Annotated in this window: 14 protein-coding genes; 8 read left to right on the top strand and 6 right to left on the bottom strand. The window is 32.7% G+C overall.

Annotation, left to right across the window (positions count from 1 at the left end):
* Positions 1–112 precede the first annotated feature (112 nt).
* Genes FOF46_RS25390 through FOF46_RS25380 form a run of 3 tightly spaced genes read left to right on the top strand, consistent with a single transcriptional unit; the run spans position 113 to position 2,906 of the window.
* The gene (locus tag FOF46_RS25390; protein ID WP_143918402.1) at positions 113–1,270 is read left to right on the top strand and encodes a cytochrome P450; all 1,158 of its coding nucleotides are present in this window, start codon (positions 113–115) and stop codon (positions 1,268–1,270) included.
* A gap of 53 nt (positions 1,271–1,323) precedes the next feature.
* Positions 1,324–1,638 carry a 2Fe-2S iron-sulfur cluster-binding protein gene (locus FOF46_RS25385; protein WP_109436761.1) on the top strand — a complete coding sequence of 105 codons (315 nt, stop codon included), beginning with the start codon at positions 1,324–1,326 and terminating at the stop codon, positions 1,636–1,638.
* An 11-nt stretch (positions 1,639–1,649) separates the two neighbouring features.
* Positions 1,650–2,906 carry an NAD(P)/FAD-dependent oxidoreductase gene (locus FOF46_RS25380; protein WP_143918401.1) on the top strand — a complete coding sequence of 419 codons (1,257 nt, stop codon included), beginning with the start codon at positions 1,650–1,652 and terminating at the stop codon, positions 2,904–2,906.
* A 52-nt stretch (positions 2,907–2,958) separates the two neighbouring features.
* On the opposite strand, the gene FOF46_RS25375 is transcribed toward FOF46_RS25380, so the two are convergent.
* Positions 2,959–3,717, bottom strand: a complete 759-nt coding sequence (locus tag FOF46_RS25375; RefSeq protein WP_244299761.1) for an AraC family transcriptional regulator — start codon at positions 3,715–3,717, stop codon at positions 2,959–2,961.
* A gap of 273 nt (positions 3,718–3,990) precedes the next feature.
* On the opposite strand from FOF46_RS25375, the gene FOF46_RS25370 reads away from it, so the two are divergent.
* Together FOF46_RS25370 and FOF46_RS25365 are read left to right on the top strand one after the other, a co-directional pair.
* The gene (locus tag FOF46_RS25370) at positions 3,991–6,549 is read left to right on the top strand and encodes a glycoside hydrolase family 2 TIM barrel-domain containing protein (protein WP_143918399.1); all 2,559 of its coding nucleotides are present in this window, start codon (positions 3,991–3,993) and stop codon (positions 6,547–6,549) included.
* A gap of 3 nt (positions 6,550–6,552) precedes the next feature.
* On the top strand, positions 6,553–8,010 hold the full coding sequence (locus FOF46_RS25365) for a sulfatase family protein (protein WP_143918398.1): 1,458 nt from the start codon (positions 6,553–6,555) through the stop codon (positions 8,008–8,010).
* A gap of 41 nt (positions 8,011–8,051) precedes the next feature.
* On the opposite strand, the gene FOF46_RS25360 is transcribed toward FOF46_RS25365, so the two are convergent.
* The 5 genes from FOF46_RS25360 to FOF46_RS25340 all read right to left on the bottom strand — a co-directional run bounded on the left by FOF46_RS25360 (position 8,052) and on the right by FOF46_RS25340 (position 13,395).
* Positions 8,052–9,434 (bottom strand): SGNH/GDSL hydrolase family protein, encoded by a 1,383-nt coding sequence (locus FOF46_RS25360; RefSeq protein ID WP_143918397.1) that lies wholly within the window; start codon positions 9,432–9,434, stop codon positions 8,052–8,054.
* A 90-nt stretch (positions 9,435–9,524) separates the two neighbouring features.
* Positions 9,525–10,337, bottom strand: coding sequence for an alpha/beta hydrolase (locus FOF46_RS25355; protein ID WP_109436755.1), 813 nt, complete (start codon positions 10,335–10,337; stop codon positions 9,525–9,527).
* An 8-nt stretch (positions 10,338–10,345) separates the two neighbouring features.
* Positions 10,346–11,467, bottom strand: a complete 1,122-nt coding sequence (locus tag FOF46_RS25350) for a Zn-dependent alcohol dehydrogenase (protein WP_143918396.1) — start codon at positions 11,465–11,467, stop codon at positions 10,346–10,348.
* A 114-nt stretch (positions 11,468–11,581) separates the two neighbouring features.
* Positions 11,582–12,316 carry a LytR/AlgR family response regulator transcription factor gene (locus FOF46_RS25345; protein ID WP_109436753.1) on the bottom strand — a complete coding sequence of 245 codons (735 nt, stop codon included), beginning with the start codon at positions 12,314–12,316 and terminating at the stop codon, positions 11,582–11,584.
* Positions 12,316–13,395 (bottom strand): sensor histidine kinase, encoded by a 1,080-nt coding sequence (locus tag FOF46_RS25340; RefSeq protein WP_109436752.1) that lies wholly within the window; start codon positions 13,393–13,395, stop codon positions 12,316–12,318. Before FOF46_RS25340 ends, FOF46_RS25345 begins: the two co-directional genes overlap by 1 nt.
* Positions 13,396–13,686: 291 nt before the next feature.
* Between FOF46_RS25340 and FOF46_RS25335 the strand changes: the two genes are divergently transcribed.
* The 3 genes from FOF46_RS25335 (at position 13,687) to FOF46_RS25325 (ending at position 20,323) form a co-directional block, all read left to right on the top strand.
* A complete protein-coding gene (locus tag FOF46_RS25335) occupies positions 13,687–15,960 on the top strand; it encodes a GH92 family glycosyl hydrolase (RefSeq protein WP_143918395.1) in 2,274 nt (757 codons plus the stop codon).
* A 10-nt stretch (positions 15,961–15,970) separates the two neighbouring features.
* Positions 15,971–17,788 (top strand): sodium:solute symporter family protein, encoded by a 1,818-nt coding sequence (locus tag FOF46_RS25330; RefSeq protein ID WP_143918394.1) that lies wholly within the window; start codon positions 15,971–15,973, stop codon positions 17,786–17,788.
* A gap of 72 nt (positions 17,789–17,860) precedes the next feature.
* Positions 17,861–20,323: a T9SS type A sorting domain-containing protein gene (locus FOF46_RS25325; protein WP_143918393.1), complete on the top strand. Its 2,463-nt coding sequence runs from the start codon at positions 17,861–17,863 to the stop codon at positions 20,321–20,323.
* Positions 20,324–20,409: the final 86 nt, after the last annotated feature.

Genomic DNA, 20,409 nt, shown 5'->3' with positions numbered 1-20,409 from the left:
TCTTTGTATGATATAGAGTGAGGTATATTGTAATTCGAGGTAATTATATTACATATATTACTTAAATTTTGATAGGAATTGATGTTGAAATAGAAAAAGAAGATTTAATAAGATGGAAAAAAGTAAACTTTCAGACCCTTTTGAAGAAGCCCGTATAAACAAAGGTTATGGTAAAATGAATGACCAGGATGATCCTGTCACTATGATTTTACGCCTAAAAGATGTTCGTAAATGTGCGCATAATTGGAAAGTTTTTCAATCAGAGGCTGAGCCAGGACGTATTGTTGTTCCTTCTGAAGTAAATATACGAGATACACGCCAAATTCCATTTGAAGTAGATCCACCATTACATAAGAGTTATCGATCATTAGTAGAACCTTGGTTTAAAAGACCGTTACAGCCCGAGTATCAGGAAAAACTAACGGCACAAATCGAAGAGATTATTGATGAAGTTATAGTTAAAGATTCGGTTGAGGTAATAGAAGATTTTTCATTAAAATTACAGTCTCGTGCCTTGACACTATTACTTAATATTCCTTTTGAAGAATCCGAAATATGGATTTCATGGGGAACACATGTTTTTCGTAGTGAAGGTGAAGCATTAGATGGAGATAAAGCCAATATACTTTATGATTATATTGATAAACAAATTTATAAAGCAATTGAGAATCCTGGAGATGATTTGTATTCGATGTTATTAACGTCAGAAGTAAATGGAAAAAAGTTAACTCATGAAGAAATAAAAGGTATTATAATTTTAACTTTTGCAGGAGGAAGGGATACGGTTATTAATGCAGTCACTAATTCGATTGCTTATTTAGCAGAACATCCAGAATCGTTAGAAAGTTTACATAATAATCCAGATATGATTAGTAAAGCTGTTGAAGAATTTATTCGGTACTTTTCTCCATTAACACAAATGGGACGAGTGGTAACCGAGGATACTCAAGTATGTGAACATGCTGTAAAAGCAGATTCTAGAATTTCATTGTGCTGGGCCTCTGCAAATCGTGATGCTTCAGTATTTGAAAACCCAAATGAAATTGTATTAGATCGTAAAATTAATCCACATGTTGGTTTTGGTTTTAGTCATCATAATTGTCTCGGAGCTACACATGCTCGTCAGATTATGAATATTCTATTAACTAGTTTGGCGAAGAAAATCAAATCAATTGATATTATTGATTACAAAGAAAATATAGAAGATTTAGATCAATTCAAGCGCAAAGTAGGTTATGATAGCATTTCTGTAAATTTTAATGCACTTTAACTCTATTTTCTTCAACGTTTAAAAATATAAGATAAATTAAATAAAGAAATTTTATGGCTAAGATCACTTTTGTAACAACCGATAATGAGTCAATTATATTAGAAGGAGCTTCGGGCTCTATAATGCAACTTGCAGTGGATAATGGCGTATCAGGAATCGATGGAGATTGTGGTGGTGTGTGTTCATGCGCAACTTGTCATGTACATGTAGCTCCAGAACATGTTGAAAAAACAGGTGAAGCGAGCGAAATTGAAACGGATATGCTTGAGCTTAATGATCACGCAAATGAATATAGCCGATTGTGTTGTCAAATAGAAATTACTGATGCATTGGATGGATTGGTATTACAAGTAGCTGAAAGCGAATAAAATTAGTTTTGATGTCTGAAAATCTTTCAAATGATAGGACTTGTGTTGTTATAGGAGCAAGTCATGGAGGGGTAAATTTTGCTTTTTCTTTAAGGAAAGCAGGATGGGAGGGAAATATTATACTTTTTGATAAAGATCCTGTTCTTCCGTATCATCGTCCACCACTTTCAAAAGGATATTTGGCAAACAAAGATGCTATTGAAAAAAACTTTTTAAAATCAGTAGAAAGTTATGAAAAAGAGAATATTGTATTAAAACTAGGAGTTACGGTTACTTCAATTAATCGTTCAGAAAATAGCGTTATATTAAAAGATGGTTCTGTACAAGTGTATGACAAATTGATTTTAGCTACAGGTGCACGCCCAATTATTCCTTCAATTAAGGGTATTGAAACCATAAGTAATTTATATTCATTACGTACAGCAGAAGATGTAGAAAATATACGCAATGCATTAACCATAAGTCAACACAAAAGTGTTGTAGTAATTGGAGGGGGATATATTGGTTTAGAGGTAGCTGCTTCTCTTCAAAAAATGGGTGCTTCCGTAACTGTTTTAGAACGCGAACAACGTATTTTAGCTCGGGTTACAGCCCCAGAAATGTCAACGTTTTTTAAGGAGCTACATGCTAAGAATGGTGTTGATGTACAGACCGATAAAAATGTGATTTCCTTTAATGCTAAAGAAGGAGTGAATACTATAATATGCTCAGATGGCTCAAGTTTTGAAGCCGATATTGTAATAGTAGGGGTTGGTATTCACGTTAACCTGGAACTGGCAAAAAATGCCGGACTCGAAATCGAAAATGGTATACGAGTTGATGCAACAGCTCAGACTAATGATAAAGATATTTATGCTATAGGTGATTGTACTTTTCATCATAATCCTCATTATGATCGTTTTATTAGGTTAGAATCTGTACAAAACGCGGTTGATCAAGCTAAAGTGGCAGCTGCAGCTATTTGCGGTAAGCCTTTGGTTTATGATACTTTACCTTGGTTTTGGTCAGATCAATATGATATCAAATTACAAATGGTAGGTTTATCCACAGGATATAATAAGGTACTGATACGAAACGAGGAAAGCGAAAACCCAAAATTTTCAATTTGGTATTTTAAAGATGATACATTACTGGCAGTTGATGCGGTTAACAATGCTAAAGCATACGTTTTAGGTACAAAATTTATCAAAGGAAATAAGAAAATAGATCAATCAAAACTAATTGACTCAACAATAGATTTTAAACCTGCTAATTTATTAATAGAGTAGATTAAATAACGATATATTTTTTGCCTCTTATTTTAAAATGAACAAATCTATTTTAGTTTTGTTCATTTTTATTCAATGATTTTCTATAGGTAAATGGAGAGATATGTACTATTTTTTTAAATTGTTTATTGAAATAGGGTACCGAGTTGTAACCACATTCAAAACCAATCTCTTTGATTGGTAAATCGGTATTAGCTAGTAGTTTTTTTGAAAAATCAATACGTACCTTGTTGAGATAGTTGGTGAAGGTATAGCCAGTTTCCTTTTTAAAGTACCTGCAGAAAGAAGAAACCGTCATGTTAACCATTTCAGAACAAACTTCAACCGAAATTTCTTTTTGATAGTTTTCCATAATGTATTCATGTACTTTAAGAATACGATTGGATTTAAAAAAGAAACTCTTTTTTAGATAGCCTTCAGATGCTAAAGATTGAAAACCAGATAAGTTGATTAAATCTAATATCTTGAGAAGTTTTAATAATTGATCAAAAGGAGAGTGTTCAGGAATCTCTTTCAGTAACTGTATAATAGTTTCTTTGTGTTTCCCTGTAATCTTTAATCCACGTTCTGAAGCAAGCAATATCTTTCTAACTCCTTTTAATTCAGGGATGTCAACAAAGTAAGAACCAAAAATATCTTTTTTAAACTGAACATAAATCGATTCACAATATGCTATAGAATCCGGTAGTAAATATTTATCATCAGGAATCCAGGCATGCGGTAAAAATCCTCCCAATAATACTAAGTCTCCTTCTTTAAAGTTTTCTCCGTGGTCTCCAACTAATCTTTTCCCGCTTCCGTTAGTTATCAATAATAATTCATATTCTGGATGATAATGCCATGCTCCACTAAAATATGGCTGACTGTAGACTCCTGTATGAAAAGATGAATGTAAAGGTGTTTCTATCTTTTCAAGAGATACGGCAATTTTATTATTTGTAATAACTCGTTTCAGATGAGAATAATGTTAAAGATATTGCAAATATAGTATAAATTATAACTATTAGAATGTTATAGTTTTGTTTTAAGTCACATAGACTTATGGTCTATGAAGGATTTAAAGGATATAAAAACAAATTGAGTTATGAGGTTATTTTATTTATTACTAAGCATATTATCTGTTTTTTCATCATGTACCAATAATAATGAAGGAATTTCTCGTGTCATTGAGGATTTTAATTATGACTGGAGATTTTATTTAGGCGATGAACCAGAAGCTTATAAATTATCATTTAATGATACGAATTGGACAGTATTAAATGTGCCTCATGATTGGAGTATCGAAGAAGGGTATCAAAAAGAAGGTGAAACAGCTGCTAGTAGTGGTTTTGTTCCTGGAGGTATTGGTTGGTATAGAAAATCCTTTCTTTTAACAGAAGCTGATAAAAACAAGCAAATCAGTATTCAATTTGATGGGGTTTATAACAACTCAACAGTTTGGATTAATGGAAAATTATTAGGTACACGTCCAAATGGATATATTTCTTTTATATATGACCTTACTCCTCATCTAAAATATGATGGAACACCAAATATGATTGCAGTAAAGGTTGATCATTCTGCCTATGTAGATTCTCGATGGTATACAGGTTCTGGAATTTATCGCAATGTAAAATTAATTAAAACAGGACTCTTACACATAGATCATTGGGGAGTACAAATAACAACGCCAAAAGTATCTAAAGAACTTGCAGAAATTAATATAAAAACTATTTTAAAAAATGCAGGAGAAATTAATGATAAAGAAATAACATTAGATTATCTTATTGTAGATGAAAATAATGTGGCTGTTGCTCGGCAAAGAGAAACAATTGATAACAAATCGCTCTCTGATGAAGTAACAATCCAAATGAATACTCCCAAATTATGGTCCATAGAGACTCCAAATCTATATACTTTAAAAGTAGAGGTTTATCAGGATGATGTGTTAGTAGATGATGTTTCTGAAACTTTCGGAATAAGAACCTTCAATTTTGATGCAAATACTGGTTTTTCGTTAAACGGAAAGCATATGAAAATCAAAGGAGTGAACTTACATCATGATGCAGGAGCAGTAGGTGCTGCCGTGCCTAAGTCTATTTGGGAATATCGTATGAAGAAACTAAAATCTATAGGTACTAATGCCATACGTTTTGCTCACAATCCACATTCGCCAGAATTGTTAGAGGTGTGTGATGAATTAGGACTTCTAGTCATGAACGAAGCTTTTGACGAGTGGAGCGAGCCTAAAGCTAAAAGTAAAGTGTATCTGGGTGATAATGCGGCGTCCAAAGAAGCTTCAAAAGCTTATCCTGAAGTTTTTAACGAATGGGCAGAACGTGATTTAAAAGATTTGATTCGTCGCGATTTTAATCACCCATCGGTATTTATGTGGAGTATTGGTAACGAAATCGAATGGACATATCCACATTATTCAGAAACATTTAATGAGGTAAATCCTAATTCTAGTGCAGCTGGTTATCAATACGTACCAGTTTATGATGCTAAAAAGATAGCTCCTGTCTTTGAAAAGAATATAGACTCAATTGATCCACTTGTAACTATCGCTAAGAAATTGGTGAAATGGGTAAAAGAAGAAGATGATACACGACCTACAGTTTGTGGAAGTGTCTTACCTTCTATTGGAATGGTAAGTGGTTATGGAACAGCGATGGATGTATATGGTTTCAACTACCGTCAAGCAGATTATGATATAGCACATCAAACTTATCCTGATTTGAAAATCTTAGGTTCAGAAAATTGGGGAACATATTCTGAGTGGAAAGAAGTTATTGATCGAGATTTTGTAGCTGGTATATTTGCATGGACAGGGTTTGCATATATGGGTGAAGCAGGACCTTGGCCGCGTAAAGGATTAAATATTTCTTTCTTTGATTTTGCAGGGTTTAAAACTCCAAGAGGACATTTCTTTGAAACGCTATGGAAAAAAGAGCCAAAAGTGTATATGGTAACCACTCCAAATAGTGAATCAGAGTTTTCGTATACCGAAAAAGACGGTTGGAAATTTGAGATGCAACTAACACCTCCACCGGTATGGAATATGTTACGCCTTTGGGAATGGTATAAGGTATACCCTAAATGGAATTATAAAAATGATGAAGCTATCATAGTACAAGCGTATACGAATTGTGAAGAGGCTGAATTATTCTTAAATGGAACCTCTTTAGGAAAACAGAAATTAGCAGATGTTGTGGAAGATGATCATATCTTAAAATGGTTAGTACCCTATACCGATGGCGAATTAAAGATTATAGGTTATAATAATGGGATAAAAGCAGATGAATATAGTTTAACATCGCAAAAGGAAATTTCTAAAATAGAAATAACCACTAATAAAACGACTATTGATGCTGATGGATATGATGTCGCTGTGATCGAAGTAAAACTTTTAGATCAAAAAGGAACTTTAATAACTGATAATGATACCAAAATAACATTTTCTATAGAAGGTGAAGGGAAAAACATCGGAGTTGATAATGGCTGGGAAATGAATACACAACCACATAAAACAAATGAAATAATTACTCATAACGGTAAAGCAGTTTTATATGTTCAATCAACAAAAAATAATGGGAATATCAATATAAAAGCATTAGTTTACGATAAAAATATTGAGAACGAAGTAACTGTCGTTTCTAATTAAAACATGAAGAAAATTTATATTAAGTTCATAATTTTTTTTTGTTTATACCTTTTGATAGCTGGTTGTAAGCAGACTGAACTCTCGCAGGTATCTGTAGAAAAAAAGAGAGAAAGGCCAAATATTTTAATTATATTATCAGATGATCAAGGGTGGGGGGATGTTGGTTTTAATGGAGGAACAGATATCCCTACTCCAAATCTGGATCAATTGGCTAAAGAGGGTATAAGTTTTGAAGCAGGTTATGCTTCACATCCTTATTGCAGCCCAAGCAGAGCTGGTCTACTTTCTGGACGTTATCAACAACGTTTTGGTCATGAGAATAACACTCCGTATGATCACGCTGATCCTGACGCAGGGCTACCACTAAACGAATTAATACTTTCAGAAATACTACAACAAAATGGATATCAAACTTGCGCTATAGGAAAATGGCATTTAGGTGATGATAAAAAGTTTTGGCCAAATCAACGTGGATTTGATGATTGGTTCGGTTTTTACGGTGGTGGATTAAACTATTGGGGAAATACTGGTGAAGATATTGAACAAAAGATGAAAGGTATTTTAAAAGATGGAGTCCCAGTGCCACAAAATGAGTTAACTTATCTTACAGACGATTTTACAAATGAAGCAATAAGTTATATAGATAAATATTCTAAAAACACAGCACCTTTTTTTATGTATTTGGCTTACAATGCTCCACATGCGCCCATACAAACTACGGATAATTACCTCAAAGCTATGGAGCATATGGAATATGGAGATAGAGCTGCTTATGGGGCTATGGTGGTAGGAATGGATACGGGTATTGGAAAAGTAATAGAAAAGTTGAAAGAAACAGGAGAGTATGAAAATACGTTGATTTTCTTTTACAGTGATAATGGAGGACACATTCACAGTGCCAGTAGTGCTCCTTTTAGAGGCCATAAAGGCATGCTGTTTGAAGGTGGAATTCGTGTACCTTTTTTGGTTTCGTGGCCCAAGCATTTTTATGGAGGAAAACGATATCAAAAACCTATTTCCGCTTTAGATATTTATCCAACAGTGTTATCTGCTTCGCGAGTTAAACATCCAAAACCTGAAAGTCTGGATGGCGTAGATTTAACGCCATACTTAAAAAATCAAAAAAATGAAAACCCCCATGATATCTTATATTGGAGGTATTCTAATGGAGCTGGATTTGCAATGCGAAAAGGAAACTTTAAAATGGTATATTCTGGTTATAAACAAAAGTTTCACCTCTTTGATTTGGTTAATGATCCCTACGAGCATCATAATTTAGTTTCTGTTATGCCTGAAAAATTAGAAGAGTTAAAAAAAGAATATATATCATGGACAAAAGGAACTATTGCTCCAAAATGGTCAGATCCTCATGCAGAAAATGTATTGAAAGAAGAAAAAAAGAGACAATGGTATATTGATAAGGCTAAAGATGGAGAGAAAGAGAAAATTTATAAGGATTAAATAGTAGTATTTTAAGAGTTTTGAGAGAAATATAAATATTTCTAAATTTTAATCAATTTATAGGTGTGTATAACAGGTTTGTTACTAGTATAGATTTTATCTCTAATAGTATCCAAAGCTTTCCATAGTGAATCTTGTTTAGGGAGTACTTCAAAATATTCTTTTGCTTTTTTCTTTTCATAAAAATACCAGCTTTTTCCTTTGGATTTTTCGTTTTTAGCTTCTAAAAATGCTTTTTTGGCTTCATAGGTATTAGGCCCTTTAAATTCTTTTAGAGTTCTAAACTCAGTTGCTGCTATAGTTCGTAATTTATCATTGGTGTTTTTATATTGAAAACATAAATCAGATACTTTTTCAGCTTGTTTATATTGTGGTGTTAAACTGTTTCTGGATAAATCAATTCCGGATTTTAACTCTTTATGAGAATATATTCCTACCTCGATATCATCAATTAATAATTTGTATTTGCCTTTGTTTAAATGCATAACAGAAAAATTTTCTCTAGTAATATTTTCCGTTCCCAAGATTAGCTTTTCAGTTGATCTCAAGCTTTCTTTAACCGGAAATGGCAATGCATTTTGCATAACAGAAAATTTATGAATCCCATCTTTTATATCTACTTTACAATTGGTGGTTGTAATAATCATATTAGTTTTGGCATCAATTTCAATATTAGAAGTAAATACAACAGGGATTACCGTTTTGATGATTTCATATGCCATAACCAAATGTCCCTCATCACCAGGATGTATTCTATCATGCCCTACAATGGTAGCTGTTTTGTCCTTGGCCTGGATTTTTTTATTTACGGCCAACATAGAGGTGTTAAAATCTACTATTGGCGCATCGTATTTTTCTGCGATGCTTCTTACGGCCTTTCCAAAATCAATTAATCCATCATTAATCCCAAAGTTATTCTTTCTTTCAATGTCAGCAGTTTGATCATATATAGAAGGTGTTGTAAAAATAAGTTGTACTCCACGTTCAACCAAAAGGGCACTTAATTTTTGCATATTTTTAGTGTATGCCTTTAAAATATCTTCGCGTTTTTTTAATGTTTCTGCATCTACTTTTTTACTACCGGGGTATAACCAACGTCCAACGTCATTCATTCCAAGCATAATTATGGCATGATTTGGCTTATGGATTAAAATATCTTTTTCTAATCGATCTATAGTTCCTGGCGTATTATCTCCTGCAACACCACCATTGAAATAACTAACTTTTTGATTCGGAAATTGAGTGGCATTAAAAATCTGAAGAAAAGTATGGAAAGATCCTCCATGTGTTATACTATCACCAATTAGAGCCACAACATCACCATCCTTAAATAATGGTAATTCTTGCGCACGAATTGGACATAGTAGCACTATGGTTAAAAATAGTACACTAGATATCCTTTTAATTTTACTTTTTAGTATCATGAAATATATATAATAGCTTAAAAATAAAAGATTTCACTACCTGGAAAAAGGCATTTGTTAAAAAGTTACGTAAACAAATTCTTTTTTTCGTTACCTGTTTTTAGGATTAATTATATCATCAAAAAAATGAATAGTGTCTTTGATATGCTCTTCCCAATATGGCCATTCATGACCGCCGGGATATTCTCTATAGATGTGCGAAATACCTTGCTCCTCAAGTTGGTGATGTAGTTTTCTATTTCCTTCTAATAAAGAATCTGATGTTCCACAATCAAAACGAAACTTTGGCAAATGTTTCTTATGTTTCATAATGGTTTCAAAAACAGATTCATTTTCAATAATATCTTGTTTTAGAAGAGACAAATCTTCTTCTATGAATTTCTTCATTTCATTTAACCGAGTTATTGAAGACAGCCCCGAAACTCCAGAAAACTTATATCCATACTTGGTTCCTATTCTTAAGGCACCAAAACCACCCATAGAGAGACCGGTAATAAACAATAAAGAAGTTTTACTCGCTTGTGGGATTAATTCTATAGTAGCATCTATAACATCTTCTGCAATCCATTGTTCAAAATCAGAATGATTATGAGGCAAGTATCCGCTTCCATCTCCCCATAGACCATCTGAAGGCATCACAAGAATCATAGGAGAAACCTGTTTGTTTTCTATCCAGGATTTCATTTTAAGATGAATTCCTGTTTTTTGAGACCAAATCCAATGGCTACCATATACTCCATGTAAAAGTAGTACAATGGGTAGGTTTTTATGATCCTCCCCAGGAGGAACAAATACGCTAATATCCCCTCGATGCTTAAGATTCTTACTTTTAATAGTAATATGTCTTAAGTTATTGGCTTCGAAACGAGGATCCGAAATTTCTACAGTTCTAAATTTTGACATAAAAAAAATTAATCAAAAACAATAACACCTTTGGCATTTTTACCTGCCAGCATATCATCAAATGCTTGAGATAAATTTTCAAATTTGTATGTTGTGGTTACCATTTCATCTAATAATAAATCTCCTTTTTTATAAAGGTTAAGTAAAATGGGGAAATCGATTTGTGGTCTGCATTTTCCGTATAAAGGATTGATATAAATCTTGTCCCATTCAAACAAACTCATGTCAATAGTTACTTCTTCTTCAATACCACTAACTTGTACGGCAGTACCCGCATTGCGAACCATTCCTAGTGGTGCAGCGCCTAAAGCAGAAATAGCAGTACATTCAAATGCATAATCTGCGCCACCATTACCAGTAATTTCTTTTACAAGTTGAGTAGCGTTTTGTAAATTTTTATCACCCTTATCTACTTGAATAGTATGAGTCGCCCCAAATTGTTTTGCCATTTCTAATCGAGTAGGATTGAGGTCTATCGCAATAATTTTAGTTGCTCCAGAAATTCGAGCACCCTGAATTACATTTAGCCCAACACCACCATTACCAATGACAGCTACAGATGATCCAGGTTTGATCTTTGCAGTATTTACAGCAGAACCATAACCTGTCATAACACCACAACTGATTATAGATGCAGAACTATAAGGAATGTGAGTATCATATTTTACAACAGCTTGTTCCTTAACTACAGTATGTGTAGATAGTGTTCCTATATTAAAAGAACGTTCAATAGGTTGCCCCTTGTATAATGTTCTTTCTAAGTCAGCATGTCCTGTTGAAACTTCACCATCTGGTAATTTATCTCCAGCAACTACAGGAGAATTATTTTCACAGATATGTTGATTCATCTCTTGACATTGAAAACATTTACCACATGGAATGGCCCAATTAAGTATTACTTTATCGCCTGGTTTTACTGTAGTTACTTGATCTCCTATGGCTTCGACTATACCAGCGCCTTCATGACCTAGTATGATGGGTCTACCCCAATGTAAAGAATCATGATCTGTATGGCACAATCCTGCTGCCTGAATTTTTACGAGTACTTCGTCTCCTTGTGGAGGGTGAACTTCAATTTCTTCTAAAGTAAATAATCCTTTTCCGTCTGCTATTGCTGCTTTTGCTAACATTTTAATATATTTAATGCTTCACAATATAAAATTTAGAAAATCCTGTTTCTTAACCTATATTGATATATTGTTAGCCTGTATTAACCGATTAATGATAAAATGAATTTGAAATCATTAAGAGAGTAAATTGGTGTCATTTTCATTAAAAATTACACTTTTAACTTCATTGATATAACTTCTACCAATTGGATATCGTATGTCAGCTATTTCAATACTATTTCCTTCAACGGTTTCTACTTTATCGATAGATATAGTGTATGATCTATGAATTCGTATAAATTTATCAGAAGGTAAATCTTCTGTGAAACTACTCAGGGTTTGATGAATAATATATTTATTGGATATTGTATTTATTCTAATATAATCCCGAAGACTTTCTATTGATAATATTTCATCGAGATATACTTTTTTTATCTTTTTTTTGTCAATTTTAATAAAAATATATGATCTTTCATTAGAAGTAGTGATATCATCTTTTTGTTGATATCCTTTAATTTTGAAGGCCTTGTTTACTGCCATAATAAATCTTTGAAATGAAATTGGTTTAACAAGGTAATCCAATACTTCAAGTTCATAGCTTTCTACAGCAAATTCTTCATGTGCAGTAGTAATTATAGTTAATGGTTTATAATTTAGACTTTTTAAAAGATTTAGCCCATCTAGTAGGGGCATATTGATATCTAGAAATAACACATCGATTTCATTACTTTTTCCTACAATATAATCGATACTTTCTACAGCATTATTAAATGAGTTTAAAAGTTCTAACCCTTTCGTTTGGGAAATATAGTTCTTGATGACATTAACCGCTAATGGTTCATCATCTATTATTACGCATTTTAAATTCATTATACTTTAATTTTTAGATCAACCACGTATTGATCATTATCCGTAGTGATATCAAGATGGTACTCATCTTTCTGATATCCCAATTCCAATCTTTTTTTTACATTCCCGATTCCTATACCGCCAGGATAGGTCATAATTTCATTATTATTTGTTTTGGTAGGAATGGGGTTTGAGACTCTAAAGTAAAGAAAATCATCTAATACATTAAAATCTATGTTTATTTCTATGTCTCCTATATTTTTATTTGCGCCATGTTTAAAAGAATTTTCTATAAAGGAAAGAAGTAACATAGGAGCAATTTCTTTCTCTTCAATTTCTCCAGAAATATTGATATTAATTTTTAATAAGTCTCCATACCTTATTCGTTCTAAATCCAAGTAGTTTTGAAGACACATAATCTCTTTGGTAAGGCTTTGTCTTTTTTGATTTGTTTCATGTAAAAGATACCTCATGAATTCAGAAAGTTTTAATATTGTCTTTGGAGTTTTATCTGACTTTTCTACCGAAAGTGAATAAATATTGTTCAAAGTATTAAAAAAGAAATGTGGAGAAATTTGAGTCCTTAAGAATCTCAACTCAGTTTCTAATTGTAGTTTTTCTACATCAATTAATTTTTTATGCTCTCTTAACCAATCAAGTGTTACTTTAATTGCAGCTACGAACGCCATTACATAAAGCTCGCCAAGCATCATTTCTATAGCATAATTAAGAGTTAACTCATTAGTAACCTCTGGGCCTTCTGGCCAAACATTATGACTCACCATAAAGTAAGTCAAATAAAATTTTGCTAAAAGCATCACAAAAAGAGAAGCTATTACTGATATGATATAGATAAAGTATTTCCGTTTATGAATAAATTTTGGCATTAAGTAGTATATGTTGAAATAACTTAATGTCATATGAATCACAAAACCTAATGCAGTAGTTTTAAAAGAGTATATGTAATCGTTAAAATAGCTACCCCATCTAAAAGTGGTAAAAACAAAATAAATAAACCAAAATATAATATGATGTTTTAAAGTCACCGAATAGTTATTGTCGGGAGTTATATTTATAATATTTCTAATTTTCTGAAGCATATTTTTCCTTTTTTTTAAGACGTTTAACCGAGTTGCTTTGTTATTGGTCTAAAATTATTCGTTTACAAGTAAGATTTGTAAATATTTATGATGTCGTTGTTTTCCCGAAATAACAATCATAGATGAGATAAATATAAACAGATGAAAGGAACATTGAAAAAAAATATAGTTTTTTCATCAAATGTGAGAACTAAAAGTGTAGGAAGAGAATGTAGTATGATGTAATAGTTATATTTATAGACACCTGTTTTTAAAGGTATCACTTTCAGTTAATCACAAAATTTTAGATGTATGAAAATATTTTACAATATTAAATTGCTGGTAATAGTATCGATAGTAATTTTTTCATGTAATACAAAAGAGCAGAATAATAAAGATAAGGACGTTGAAAAAGAAATAGATGTAACCAAATTCGTTGACCCTTTTATAGGCACAGGAGGTCACGGTCATACGTATCCGGGAGCTACAATGCCATTTGGGATGATCCAAGTAAGCCCGGATAATGGTATTTCTGGATGGGATTGGTGTTCGGGATATCATTATTCTGATTCAACTACCATTGGTTTTAGTCATTTACATCTTAGTGGAACAGGTATTGGTGATCTAAATGATATAAGAATAATGCCAATCAATAAAAAGGTTGATTTATCTACTGCTGTTAAAACAAGAGACGAATTACCATATACATCTAAGTATTCTCATGATCGCGAGACAGCAACCCCTGGATATTATAGTGTCTTTTTAAAAGATTATAATATCACTGCCGAATTGACCGCGGATACAAGAACCGCTTTTCATCGCTATTCCTACAATGATGGAGATGAACAATCATTAATTTTAGATTTAGGTTTTGCCATGAATTGGGATGAAACTGTTGAATCAAATATAAATATAGAAGATAAGTTTACTGTATCGGGATATCGTTATAGTACAGGGTGGGCCACAAATCAAAAAGTATATTTTGTTATACAATTTTCAAAATCCATTAATGAGTATGATCTCTATAGTGATAATAATAGTATTGATAAAACTAATCTTGTTAATGGAAAAAATACCTCGGCACAATTATTTTTCAATAAAGGGTCTAAAAATCAGCTTGAAGTAAAAGTTGGAGTTTCTTCTGTTAGCATAGCAAATGCTAAAGAAAATATTTCAGAGTATAAAAATAATTTTGAATTTGATGCTGTTAAAACAAAAGCAGATATTTCCTGGAAACAAAGACTGTCAAAAATTAAGGTTGAAACAAAAAGAGATTCTTTAAAAACTATTTTTTATACTGCAATGTACCACTCACAGGTGGCTCCTGTTACCTATAGTGATATAGATGGTGCATTTAGAAAAGAAAATGATAGTATCGTTTTTGCAAAAGAATACACTGCCTATTCAACGCTATCGCTTTGGGATACCTTTAGATCAGAGCATCCTTTACTTATTTTTTTAACTCCAGATAAGGTCACAGATATTATTAATTCAATGTTGGAGTATTATGAGGATAAAAAAGTCTTGCCTGTTTGGACTTTGTATGCTAACGAAACAAATACAATGACTGGTTATCACTCGGTTTCTGTAATTGCAGAAGCATATATAAAAGGAATAAGAGGCTTTGATGTCCAAAAAGCATATGAAGCAATGAAAGAGACTATGATGCAAAACGATAGAGGACTAGAGTTTTATAAAAAATATAAATATATCCCTTATGAGCTGTTAGATGAGTCAGTTACTATAACCTTAGAATATGCATATAATGATTGGTGTGTGGCCCAATTGGCTAAAGATTTGGGAAAAAAAGAGGATTATGAATATTTTTTAAAACGTTCTCAGGCATACTCTTATTTGTTTGATGCAGATACAGGTTTTATGAGAGGGAAATCTAAAAATGGTAATGATTGGCATGAACCTTTTGATCCTAAGTTTTCTGCCCATAGAGTACATGCAGACTATACAGAAGGAAATGCTTGGCAACATAGTTGGTTTGTGCCACATGATGTAGAAGGGTTGATAAAACTTTTTGGAGGAGATACTGTTTTTGTAAAAAAATTAGAGCAGCTGTTTACAGAAGATTCTGAGATTACTGGAGATAACGTTTCAGCAGATATTTCAGGTTTAATAGGGCAGTACGCACATGGTAATGAACCAAGTCATCATATAGCATATATGTTTAATAAAGCTAATGCCCCATGGAAAACTCAATATTGGGTAAGTGAAATATTAAAAACTCAGTATAACACAACACCTAATGGATTAAGTGGTAATGAAGATTGTGGACAAATGTCTGCTTGGTATGTGTTCAGTTCACTTGGGATTTATCCAATGAATCCTGCGTCTGGAGAATATCAAATAGGAAGCCCGATATTCGAAAAATCTACATTACAATTGTCAGAAAACACCAATTTTATAATTGAAGCTGAACATGTTTCTGATACCAATATATATATTCAATCAGCTACACTCAACGGAAAAGAATTTAACCGATCATACATTACACATCAAGAAATAATCCAAGGAGGAACATTGCATTTTGTGATGGGAGCATCTCCTAATAAAAATTGGGGTGTAAAGAACTAATATACTTTGAATGAACCTAGCAACCATCGATATTATAATAATTTTATGTTATATATGCATTACACTTCTTTTTGGATTTTATGTTTCTAAGAAAGCATCAAAAGACATGAAATCTTACTTCTTGGGAGGAAACGAAATCCCCTGGTATTATTTGGGATTGTCTAATGCTTCTGGAATGTTTGATATTTCTGGAACGATGTGGGCAGTTACAGCGATGTTTGTGTATGGACTTAAAAGTGCTTGGTTACCTTGGATATGGCCGGTATGGAATCAAGTTTTTATTATGGTTTTTCTGGCAGCCTGGTTAAGAAGATCTAATGTAATGACAGGGGCTCAATGGATAACATATAGATTCGGAACAGATTTAGGAGCACGTCTGTCACATATTATTGTGACTGTGTTTGCTATCATAAGTACTTTAGGATTTATAGCGTATTTTTTTGAGGGAATAGGAAAATTTGCAACCATATTTTTTCCATGGGATCTATCATTTAATATTGGATCAATCCTGATTTCTTCAGAGCAGGCATACGCTCTTATTATTATTGTGATTACTACACTTTATACTTTAAAAGGAGGTATGTATAGTGTGGTAGGCACAGAAGTAATTCAGTTTGTTATCATGACTATTTCTTGTTTGGTTATAGGATATATTGCTTTTACTTCGGTAACTGCAGAGCAAATAACAACTGCTGTTCCAGGAAACTGGAAAGACTTATTTTTTGGAATGGACTTGGATTTGGATTGGACAGGGTATATCGATAGCGTTAATTCTAAGATTGAAGAAGATGGTTTTTCTCTTTTTGGATTTTTATTTATGATGATGATTTTCAAAGGAATTTTTGCAAGTCTTGCTGGTCCAGTACCAAGTTATGATATGCAGCGAATTTTGTCTACAAAAAACGAAGCGGAAGCTTCAAAAATGAGTGGATTAACAATAGTGGTACTTTCCATTCCGCGATATCTAATGATTACAGGTTTTGCAATTTTAGGATTAGTGTACCTAGGTCCAGAATTACAAGAAGGAACTGGGATTGATTTTGAAACAATATTACCATTGGCCATTCAACGTTTTGTGCCTGTCGGTTTAAAAGGATTGTTACTTGCAGGGTTATTAGCTGCATTTATGGGAACATTTGCAGCTTTTATAAATGCTGCACCAGCATATTTGGTCAATGATATTTACAAAAAATATATAAAACCAGATGCTACTAGCAAAACCTATATAAGATTCAGTTATCTATCTTCTATTTTAATAGTAATTATAGGTTTGATATTTGGTTTTTTTGCATCATCAATTAATACACTTACAATATGGTTAACTTCTGCTTTATATGGAGGTTATGCGGCAGCAAATATGCTGAAATGGATTTGGTGGCGTTTTAATTCTTATGGGTATTTTGGAGGAATGTTGGCAGGCCTTATTGCTGCTTCTGTTGTTCCTGGTTTTTTTCCTGAAACATCAGATATTTATCTATTCCCAATAGTATTGTTTATTTCTTTTGTAGGATGTTTTTTGGGAGTATTTATAGGTAAACCTGATGACATGGAAGTATTAAAAAACTTTTATAAAACAACAAAACCATGGGGGTTCTGGAAACCGGTTTATAAGGAATTAAAAAAAGAAGATTCAACATTTAAAGCAAATAATGATTTTTGGAAAGATACTTTTAACTGTGTGATAGGAATTGTTTGGCAAATGACCTTTGTGCTGATTCCAATATATCTTCTAATCAAAGAATATTATCAGTTAAGTATAGTAGTTGTCTTAATGATTATAACGACTGTAATTTTAAAACAAACATGGTATAATAAGATAAAAAAATAAGGGAGTAAGGTTAAAATCTGGATGTAAAATTTAGTAAAAGATTTTTTAAATCAATTAACCAAATAATATATTATGAAAACACACAAACGTATTTTTCAATATCTATTATCACTGTTATTATTAGTGATTGTAAGTACTACCCAGCTTATTGGACAAGAGTCTGCGATATATGCGGGAGGGCCAATTTATAACAATAGAAATTCTTCAATTAGTGAATTACGAAATTCTGGATTTACAACGGTAATTGTATGGACAATTCATATAGAATCCAATGGAGACCTTGGATTTAATGGAGAGTTTCCATTAGTTCAAAATGGAGTATATGTAGGAAATCAGTCCTATCCTAATTTTCCTGCAGATATAGCATTATTAAAAACAGCACCAACATCTATCAATAGAGTAGAATTTGGACTTGCAGCAGCGGGTTCAGGAACTTTTGAAGCAGTTCAGAATTTTCATAATTCAGAGGGTTTTGGACCGGGAACAACTCTCTATAAAAATTTTGAAGCTTTAAAAGCTGCGATTCCTGGGATAGATGCTTTTAACAATGATGATGAAGTTACATATCATGCACCATCCGCTGTAGCATTTACAAAAATGTTAGCAGGGTTGGGATATAAAAATGCAATAGTTCCTTATCGTAATAGTACCTTTTGGAGTACTTTAGTAAGTGAAGTAAATGCGGCATATCCAGGTAATATTGATAGAAATTATTTACAATGTTATGCTGGAGGTAGCGGAAATAATCCTTGCTCATCGACTTGGGATTTTGGAATACCTGTTTTTCCTGGTTTATGGGGAGGATCCGGACAATCTAGTGTGTCTACTGTAGAAAGTAGAATGAATTCCTGGCAAAATAACTGTGGTATTACAGGAGGCTTTATGTGGATCTATGATGATTTTGATAGTAGTCCATCTGTTGCCGCTTATGCAGGAGCGATTAATAATGCACTTTCTCCGGGGAGTGTTCCAGGAGTAGCCAATTCACCTAATCCTTCTAATGGAACATCAAATATTAGTACAAATACCTCTCTTGGATGGTCTGCTGGTGCTGGTGCTAATTCTCATAATGTTTATTTTGGAACAAGCTCTTCGTTAGGATCAGGAGATTTTAAAGGAAATCAATCAAATACATCGTATACCCCAGGAACATTAAATACTGCTACTACTTATTATTGGAGAATAGATGAAGTAAACTCATTAGGAACAACTACCGGTGCAATTTGGAGTTTTACCACAGGAACATCAACTACCGTAGATCATACAGATCCAGTAGGAACAGGTATAATAACCGCCAGGGCGCAAATTAACACTGCAGAAAGTGCAGACAAAGCATTTGATAATTTGTTTATAAATGGTACACAGAATATCAATTGGAGTAAATGGTTGGATAATGGAGGCGTTCCTAGTACTTCGAACCCAAGTTGGATTCAAATTCAATTACCAGCAGCAGTTGTGGTAAATAAAATTACCCTAACCAGTGCAAATGATGTACCCGATAGAGATCCTAATAATTTTGATATACAAGGGTCAAATAACGGAACGAATTGGACAACATTAAATAGTTGGTCGGGACAAACCTGGACAAATCGTTTTGAACGTAAAGAATTTAGCTTTACAAATACTACAGCATATACCTATTACCGAATAAATATAACTAAGAATAAAGCTAATATTAGTATGACTCAGGTATGTGAGATAGAACTTCTTGGTCCAGCAGGAACGTCTAATCCTCCTACAGGATGTGCTGATTGTATAGATTTCAATACAATTACATTAGTTTCATATTCGAATCAGGATGCAGATGGAACCAGTTTTGTTGAAGATAATGGAGATACTGCTCGTTTGGTAAATAATACGTGGAAACGTTCTACAAATACGTACTCGATAACGTCCAATACGGTTATTGAGTTTCAATTTAAAAGCACCATAGAAGGTGAAATTCATGGAATTGGGTTTGATGAAGATAATTCATTAAGTAGCAATAGAATTTTTAAGGTACATGGAACTCAAAATTGGGGTATCCAAGATTATGATAACTATACAGGTTCTGAGTTTAAAACTTATACAATTCCGATAGGAAATTTTTATACAGGGAATGCAATGAGTTTGATACTAGTCAATGATAATGACGGCGGAAGTGGTAATAATAGTTCTTTTAAGAATATTAGAGTATATGAAAATTCCAGTGCAAGAATAGCTGTAAGTTCCTCTGCTAAGACAATTATAAATGAATTAGATGATGAACCAGCTAAAAATCTGAATAATAATTTGAATGTTTATCCAAATCCGTTTACCGATCAACTGAAGTTAAAATTACCTAAAAACCATGATTTTACGAGTGTGAAAATCTATAGTATTTCTGGACAATTACTTGCAGAAAAAAGTATAGATTCAAAAAAGAATATTTCCGAATTTACTGCACTCGAAAAATTAGAAAAAGGCTTATTTATAATGAAACTTGAAAGTGATAAAGAAACAATTTTATATAAATTAACCCGTTGTGCATTTAGAAAAAGTTGCGCAAACTGCTAAAAGGCAGTAAATTGTAGTTACGACACTATAATTCATATGCACAACTTTCAAGCAAATTACGATAAAATACTCAAGGTTTTAAAAGG

The sequence above is a fragment of the Aquimarina algiphila genome (genome assembly GCF_007489275.1).
Lineage (GTDB): Bacteria > Bacteroidota > Bacteroidia > Flavobacteriales > Flavobacteriaceae > Aquimarina > Aquimarina algiphila.
Note: the sequence above shows the minus strand (reverse complement) of the source record. Positions and strands in the feature narration are given on the sequence as shown.